Annotated in this window: 8 protein-coding genes; all 8 read left to right on the top strand. The window is 68.7% G+C overall.

Features of this window, described 5'->3' with window-relative positions; all coding sequences use genetic code 11:
• Window positions 1-54 precede the first annotated feature (54 nt).
• A complete protein-coding gene (locus BGN97_RS14210) occupies window positions 55-1,389 on the top strand; it encodes an extracellular solute-binding protein (RefSeq protein WP_292702825.1) in 1,335 nt (444 codons plus the stop codon).
• Window positions 1,386-2,330 (top strand): sugar ABC transporter permease, encoded by a 945-nt coding sequence (locus BGN97_RS14215; protein ID WP_292702827.1) that lies wholly within the window; start codon window positions 1,386-1,388, stop codon window positions 2,328-2,330. The genes BGN97_RS14210 and BGN97_RS14215 overlap by 4 nt, the downstream gene beginning before the upstream one ends.
• The gene (locus BGN97_RS14220) at window positions 2,330-3,253 is read left to right on the top strand and encodes a carbohydrate ABC transporter permease (protein WP_292702830.1); all 924 of its coding nucleotides are present in this window, start codon (window positions 2,330-2,332) and stop codon (window positions 3,251-3,253) included. The genes BGN97_RS14215 and BGN97_RS14220 overlap by 1 nt, the downstream gene beginning before the upstream one ends.
• Window positions 3,254-3,281: 28 nt before the next feature.
• Window positions 3,282-4,802, top strand: a complete 1,521-nt coding sequence (locus BGN97_RS14225) for an alpha-N-arabinofuranosidase (RefSeq protein ID WP_292702832.1) — start codon at window positions 3,282-3,284, stop codon at window positions 4,800-4,802.
• Window positions 4,803-4,831: 29 nt separating this feature from the next.
• A complete protein-coding gene (locus tag BGN97_RS14230) occupies window positions 4,832-5,416 on the top strand; it encodes an NAD(P)-dependent oxidoreductase (protein WP_292702834.1) in 585 nt (194 codons plus the stop codon).
• 22 nt (window positions 5,417-5,438) lie between these two features.
• A complete protein-coding gene (locus tag BGN97_RS14235) occupies window positions 5,439-6,467 on the top strand; it encodes a LacI family DNA-binding transcriptional regulator (protein WP_292702837.1) in 1,029 nt (342 codons plus the stop codon).
• A gap of 112 nt (window positions 6,468-6,579) precedes the next feature.
• The gene (locus BGN97_RS14240) at window positions 6,580-7,485 is read left to right on the top strand and encodes a DUF2268 domain-containing putative Zn-dependent protease (protein ID WP_292702840.1); all 906 of its coding nucleotides are present in this window, start codon (window positions 6,580-6,582) and stop codon (window positions 7,483-7,485) included.
• 14 nt (window positions 7,486-7,499) lie between these two features.
• Window positions 7,500-8,183, top strand: a 684-nt coding sequence (locus BGN97_RS14245; protein ID WP_292702843.1) for a MerR family transcriptional regulator, incomplete at its 3' end; no start/stop codon positions are given.

Consider the following 8,183-nt stretch of genomic DNA (forward strand, 5'->3'; position numbering starts at 1 on the left):
TTGCGCAATGATTACCACGATGTAATGATGGTGCCGTTCACGAAGGAGTGATTCATGACCCCCCCGCTAGATCTCTCTCGAAGGCAGTTCCTCACCGCCGCGTCCCTCACCGCCGGCGCCGCCCTCCTCGCGGGCTGCGCACCCGGCACAGCATCCGGCTCCACCACCCAGACCCTGCAGTTCTGGCATCTGCTCTCCGGTGGAGACGGCGTGACCATGTCCCAGCTGCTGGACGGCGTCAACAGGGCGCAGAGCGCCTACCGCATCCGCCCCACCGTGCTCGCCTGGGGCACCCCGTACTACACGAAGCTCGCCATGGCGGGCGCGGGCGGACGTGCCCCCGACGTCGCGATCATGCACGCCACGCGCGTGCCGGGCTGGGCGCCGGGCGGACTGCTCGACGACTGGGACCTGGACCGCCTGGCCGAGCTCGGCGTGGACGAGTCCACCTTCCCCGAGCCGATCTGGAACAAGGGCATCGTCGGCGGCAAGCGGTTCAGCATCGCGCTGGACGCGCATCCCTTCGTGCTCATGTACAACACCGACATCTGCGGCGCCGCGGGCGAGCTCGACTCCGACGGGCAGCTGAAGAAGACCTCCTCGCCCGAGGAGTTCCTCGATCAGCTGCGCGCGGTCGGCGGATCGGCGAAGGGCCACGCGCTCTCGTACGGCTACCTCGGCGACGGCGCCCAGATGTGGCGGCTGTTCTACGGGCTCTACGCGCAGCACGGGCTGGCGATCGAGCTGCCGGCCGGCGGGAGGATCGGCATCGACAAGGATGCCGCGGTCGAGACGCTGGCGTTCATGAAGACTCTGCTCGACGGCGAGATCGCCGCGGCGCAGAACGACTACGGCACCGCGGTCGCCGAGTTCGCGACGGGTAAGAGCGGGATGCTGATGACCGGCGTCTGGGAGCTGCGCACCATGCAGAACGCGAAGCTCCCCTTCGACGCGACGATGATCCCCACCCTCTACGGCACTCCCGCGGCCTACGCGGACTCGCACTCCTTCGTGCTCCCCCACCAGGCGCATGCCGACGAGCACCGCCGCGACCTGACGTACCGGTTCGTCTCCGACATGCTCAAGGGCTCGTTCGGGTGGGCCGAGGCCGGTCACATCCCGGCGTACCTGCCCGTCACGGAGTCCCCCGACTACGCGAAGCTGCTCCCCCAGGCGCACTACGCCGACGCCGCGCAGCACGTGGTGTACGACCCCGAGGCCTGGTTCACCGGATCCGGATCGAACTTCCAGGGCGAGTTCGGGGCGGCCGTGCAGGGCGTGCTGCTCAGCGGCGACGACCCCGGCGCCGCGATCGACCGGTTCATCCGGCGCGTGGACACCCTGCTCGCCCAGCCGAACCCCGCCGACCCCGAAGGGAAGTGGAAGTGATGACCACCACAGCCAGCACCCGCGCGGTCGTCACCGGCCGCAAGAGCTCCGAGCCGTTCCGCCCTGCGGGTCCGCGTCGGCGCGAGCAGCTCGTCAGCTGGGCGTTCCTCGCCCCGTTCCTCATCGCATTCGCACTGTTCCTGGTCTGGCCGATCCTGCACGGCATCTACCTGAGCTTCACCGACCAGTCGCTGACCGGCGCAGGCGGGGACCTGGTGGGCTTCGCCAACTACGCCGAGGCGCTCGGCGACCCGGTCATGTGGCAGTCGCTGTGGAACACGGTGTGGTTCACGCTGCTGTCGACGGTGCCACTGGTGGCGCTCTCGCTGATCATGGCGGCCCTCGTCGACCGCGGGCTGCCGGGCCAGTGGCTGTGGCGGCTGTCGTTCTTCATGCCGTACCTGCTGGCATCCACCGTCATCTCGCAGATCTGGGTGTGGATCTTCAACCCGCAGATCGGCGCGGCCAACAACATCCTCAAGGCCCTCGGCCTGCAGCCGCTCGCCTGGCTGCAGAACCCCGACACCAACATGCTGTCGATCGTGATCGCCACGGTCTGGTGGACCGTGGGCTTCAACTTCCTGCTGTACCTGGCCGCGATGCAGAACATCCCGGCGCAGCAGTACGAGGCGGCGTCGCTGGACGGCGCGGGAGCGTGGCGCCAGTTCTGGTCGATCACGCTGCCGCAGCTGGGGCCGGCCACCGTGCTGATCCTGATCCTGCAGATCCTGGCATCCCTGAAGCTGTTCGACCAGGCCTACCAGATGCTCGGTGGCGTCGCGAGCGACACCACCCGCTCGATCGTGCAGTACATCTACGAGGCCGGCTTCGTGAACTACCGGTTCGGCTTCTCGGCCGCCATCTCCTACGTGTTCTTCGCCCTGATCATCATCGTCGGCGTCGCCCAGGCTCTCGTGACCCGGCGCAGGAAGGTGCAGTGATGTCCACCGCAACGCTCTCCCCGACCGAGGCCGTCACCGTCCCGGACTCCTCGCGCCGCCCCACCCGCTCCCGCCGCCCGCGCCTGCCCGGCCAGAAGCCGTTCGCGCCCCTGCGGGTGGTGGCCTTCGTCATCCTCGCGCTGCTCGCGATCGGCTGGCTGCTGCCGTTCCTCTGGGCGGTGGCGACCGGTTTCAAGACCGAGACGGATGCCGCCTCCGGCGACCCCTCGTGGATCGGGGCGTCCGGGCCCACCCTCGACGCGTTCGGCGCGATCCTGTCGCAGGGCAACGTGTACCTGTGGGCGTGGAACAGCCTGCTCACCTCGGTGGCGGTCACGGTCATCACGGTCGCGATCTCGGCGCTGGCCCCATACGCCTTCTCGCGGCTGGACTTCCGCGGCCGGAAGTGGCTGTTCGTCGCGATCATCGCCGCGATCGTCGTGCCGCCGCAGGTGCTGATCATCCCGCTGTTCTACGAGATGCTCGCCTTCAACATGGTCGACACCTACTGGGGGCTGATCCTGCCGCAGGTGGTGGCGCCCGCGATGGTGTTCATCCTGAAGAAGTTCTTCGACGCCGTGCCGATCGAGCTGGAGGACGCCGCGCGCGTGGACGGCGCGAGCCGACTGCGCGTGTTCTGGTCGATCATCCTGCCGCTGTCGCGGCCGATCCTGGCATCCGTCGCGATCTTCGTCTTCATCGGCGCATGGAACAACTTCCTCTGGCCGTTCCTGGTCATCAACGACACCACCCTGATGACCCTTCCGGTCGGGCTCCAGACCGTGATCAGCGACTACGGCGTGCAGTACGCGCAGGTCATGGCGCAGGCCGTGCTGGCCGCACTGCCGCTGATCGTCGTGTTCCTCGTCTTCCAGAAGCAGATCGTCAAGGGAGTCGCGACCAGCGGCTTCGGCGGTCAGTAGCATCCACCCACCCCTCACAAGGAGAGCAATGTCTTCGTCCCGCATCACCATCGACCGCGAGTTCACCATCGCCGACGTCCCGCGACGCCTGTTCGGGTCGTTCGTCGAGCACATGGGGCGCTGCGTCTACACGGGCATCTACGAACCGGGGCATCCGCAGGCCGACGAGCGTGGCTTCCGCCGCGATGTGCTCGAGCTGGTCCGCGAGATGGGGCCGACGGTGGTGCGCTACCCCGGCGGCAACTTCGTGTCGGGCTACCGCTGGGAGGACGGGGTCGGTCCGGTCGCCGACCGACCCGTGCGCATCGACGGCGCCTGGCACACGATCGAGACGAACGCCTTCGGCCTGCACGAGTTCGTCGACTGGGCCCGTGACGCGGAGGTCGAGGTGATGGAGGCCATCAACCTCGGCACGCGCGGGGTGGAGGAGGCGCGCGCCCTGGTGGAGTACGCCAACCATCCCGGCGGCACGTACTGGTCGGACCTGCGGCGCGCGAACGGCGCCGCCGACCCCTTCGACATCAAGCTGTGGTGCCTGGGCAACGAGCTGGACGGCCCGTGGCAGATCGGCCACAAGACCGCGCACGAGTACGGCCGGCTGGCGCAGGAGACCGCGAAGGCGATGAAGCTCGTCGACGACTCGATCGAGCTCGTCGCGGTGGGGTCGTCGAGTCGCGGGATGCCCACCTTCGGCACCTGGGAGCACACTGTGCTCACGCACGCGTACGACGAGGTGGACTACATCTCGATGCACGCGTACTACCAGGAGCACGACGGCGACGCCGAGTCGTTCCTGGCCGAGGCCGTGGAGATGGACGCCTTCATCGACGGCGTGGTCTCGACGATCGACGCGGTGAAGGCCGCGGGCAAGCACACCAAGCAGGTGGACATCTCGTTCGACGAATGGAACGTCTGGTACCAGTCGGGGCTCGACACCGAGGACCAGCCGCACCAGGTGTCGAAGACGTGGCGCGAGCACCCCCGGCTGATCGAGGACACCTACTCCGTGACGGATGCCGTGGTCGTCGGCACGTTCCTGAACAGCCTGCTGCGGCACGGCGACCGCGTGCGGATCGCCAACCAGGCGCAGCTGGTGAACGTGATCGCGCCGATCCGCTCCGAGGAGGGCGGCGCCGCGTGGCGCCAGACCAGCTTCTGGCCGTTCGAGCGCATGGCCCGTCTCGCCCGCGGCCGCATCCTGCGTCTCGCGGTGTCGGCGTCGCAGATCGCCACCAAGCGCTACGGCGATGTCGACTCCGTCGACGCCGCGGCGACCTGGGACGAGGAGTCCGGCCGGGTGGTGGTGTTCGTCGCGAACCGATCGCTCACCGACGCGAACGACCTGACCGTGGATCTGCGCGGCTTCGGCGGCCTGCGGGTGCTGAAGGCCGAGACGCTCACGATCCCCGAAGGCGGGGATCGGCACACGGCGAACCTCGAGACGACTCCCGATGCCGTGCACATGGTGCCGCTCGAGGCCGACGTCGTCGACGGCGCGGTGCGCGCGGCACTGCCGGCGCTGTCGTGGTCGGTGATCGAGCTGGGCTGATCCGGCTCCGAGGTGGGAGACTTGCGCACATGCGCATCGCACTCACCGGGGCGTCCGGGAAACTCGGCGCTGTCGTCGCCCGTGAACTGCGCGCGCACGGCTGGGACGTGATCGGGATGGATGTCGTGGGCACGCGCGCCCCCGACTTCGTGCAGGTCGACGAGGAGTATCCGGCGCGCCCCGAGTCGGTGTACTCACTGGTGAAGACGCTCGAGGAGCAGTTGGCGAGGGAGCTGGTGCGCTGGCATCCCGACCTGTCGATCACGGCGCTGCGCTTCTCGAACGTGATGGTGCCAGAGGACTACGCGGCGTTCCCCTCGTTCGATGCCGACGCACGGCAGCGCAAGTGGAACCTGTGGGGCTACATCGACGCCCGCGACGGCGCGCAGGCCGTGGAGCGCGCTCTGCAGGTGGCGAAGCCCGGGTTCGACCGGTTCATCATCGCGGCGGCCGACACCGTGATGTCGCGCCCCAACGCCGAGCTGATCGCGGAGGTCTTCCCCGGCGTGCCGATGACCCGCGAGGTCGGCCCGAACGAGACGCTGCTGTCGATCGACCACGCCAGGGAGGTGCTGGGCTACGACCCGCAGCACTCCTGGCGCGACCACGTCTGAGACGGCGAGAAGGGGAGCATCGGTGGCAGCTCGGGCAGACGACGCGCGCGTATGGCGCGCCCCGTCGATCATCGACGTCGCGCGCGAGGCCGGGGTGTCCGCGCAGACCGTCTCTCGGGTGGCCAACGGCATGGACATCGTGCGGCCGGCGACGCGCGAGAAGGTGCTGGCCGCGATGGACCGGCTGGGCTACCGCCCCAACTCCGCCGCCCGCGCGCTGAAGTCCGGCCGGTTCCGCACCCTCGGCGTGATCATGTCCGGCCTCTCCAGCTACGGCAACATGCGCACGCTGGAGGCCATCGCCAACGAGGCGTCGCGGGCGGGCTACTCGCTGGCGCTGACCCCGCTGTGGACCATCGCCCAGGCGGGTCTCGCCGGGGCGTTCGTGCGGCTCGCGGAGCAGGCAGTGGACGGGGTGCTCGTCGTGCTCGAGGCGCACGACCTGCACGACTCCGATCTCGCGCACATCGCCGGCATCCCCGCCGTCGTGGTGACGGCGGGCGGCTCCCAGCCCTACCCGACGGTCGACATCGACCAGGCCCAGGGCGCGCGGCTGGCCACCGAGCATCTTCTCGGCCTCGGCCACCGCACGGTGTGGCACATCAGCGGCCCCGAGGACTCGTTCTCCGCTCGTGACCGTGCGGCCTCCTGGGAGGCGACGCTGCGCGCGCACGACCGCGAGGTCCCGCCGGTGCTGCACGGCGACTGGAGCGCGGCATCCGGTCACGCCGCCGGGCTCCGGCTGGCCGCCGACCCGTCGGTGACCGCCGTGTTCGCCGCGAACGACGAGATGGCACTGGGCGCCATGCGCGCCCTGCGCGAGGCCGGGCGGATCGTGCCGGACGACGTGAGCGTGGTCGGCTTCGACGACATGGACATGGCCGCCGACTTCCAGCCGCCCCTGACCACCGTCCACCAGTACTTCGACCGCGTGGGCACCGCCGCCGTGGAGATGCTGGTCGACCGGATCGAGCACCGCGGGGAGGCGGGGCAGGGACTGGTCCCCACCGAGCTCGTCGTGCGCGCCAGCACCGCGCCGTCCCGCCGGTGAAGGCACAGGGGGGACGGCTCCGGGGCTGACGGCCTAGATGTACTGACCGGACACGTTGATCGACGGTCAGGAGCTTGACCTTGACGCAGCGTCAATGTTTAGCGTCGTGGGCATGACAGTGACGATGATTGACAGTGCCGCTGGGATGCGGGCGATGGTGAGCAGTTCTCCGGAGCAGTGGAAGGACGCAGCTCGCAGACTGTGGGAGCCGATGGCGGGGATGTACTTCTTCATTCCCGGTGGACCTGATCTGGCCGCGGTTCACAGCCAGAACTTCGGTTTCGGACCCTCCGTAGCGGCAGACAAGATCCTCGGCGCGGTCGACGCTTTGGAACGCGCCGATGTTTGGGGCCGTGTCGAGCGAGCGCTCGAAACGGGGCTGCGGGAGCTGAACGCTGCCGATCCGACTGTGGCGATGCCTGACCTGACGGTGTTGCTCGTGCTCGGGGATCCCACCAACAAGCACTTCATGGATGAGATCCGCGGCCTGTCGGCCTTCGGTGGGATCAGCGGGTACATCGCCATCACGATCTGGCCCACCGACGAGGTTCTGGCGCGGTTGGAGGGCATCGCCCTGCACGAGCTCCACCACAATGTGCGGTACTCGACCGGAGGCGTGGTGTGGAACCCGCAGACGGTCACGGTTGGCGAGCACGTAGTGGCTGAGGGTCTCGCGGACCTGTTCGCCGCCGACCTCGTGGGCGAGCAGGGATTCACGCACTTCGTCAGCGACCAGACCCGTACCAGTGACGAGGTGCTGCGCCGCGTCACCGAAGGCCTGGACGTGACTGGCATGCAGGATTTCGCGGCTTGGGTGTTGGGCGATCCGAGCGCTTGCCTGTTCGGCGCAACACCGGTCGGGCTGCCCACCGGGGCCGGTTACGCTGCCGGGGCACGCTTCGTGTCCGCCTATCGGGAGGCCACCGGACAGTCACCCGCCAGGGCCGTGGCCACGCCCGCCTCCGAGATCCTGGCCGTGGCACTGCCACAGTTGGGTCTGACAATGCCAGCCCGCTGACGAGAGAGGCCGAGATGGTGGAGTGGACCGTCCAAGAACTCGCTGACCGCGCTGGCATCAGCGCCAGGACATTGCGTCACTATCACCAGATCGGCCTGCTCGTGCCGGACCGGATCGGCGCGAACGGCTATCGCTACTACGGATCTGTCGCCGTGGCACGCCTGCAACGCATCCTGCTCCTGCGTGAAGCCGGCCTGGCCCTGGGTGCGATCGGCGAAGCGCTGGCAAGCGACGCGAACCCAGACGAGGAGATCACCGCCCTCGAGACGCACCTGGTACACCTCGAGCACGAGCGGGAAGCGCTGGAACGTCGTATCGCGTCCGTCGAGCACACCGTGACGATGCGACGCGAGGGACGCCAACCGCGGATGGACATGATGCTCGAAGGCTTCAACGACCGCTATGAGGCCGAGGTGACCCAACGATGGGGACGCGTGGTCTTCGAGCAGTCCAACCGGTGGTGGCATAGCAAGAACCTCACCCAGCAACGTCAGTTCCAGGCCGACGCCGAACAGCTCCTGGCGCGGTGGGGCGAACTCCACCAGTCGGGTGTCTCCCCATTGAGCGACCAGGCCCAACAGCACGCAGCCGCCCATGCCGCCTGGTTCGCCCAGATCCCCGGGACGCCCGGGCATGCCGGCGACCTGGACAAGACCCGCGCCATGCTCACTGGCATGGCCGACCTCTACGCCACCAAC

The organism is Microbacterium sp. 69-10, assembly GCF_001897945.1.
Taxonomy (GTDB): Bacteria; Actinomycetota; Actinomycetes; order Actinomycetales; family Microbacteriaceae; genus Microbacterium.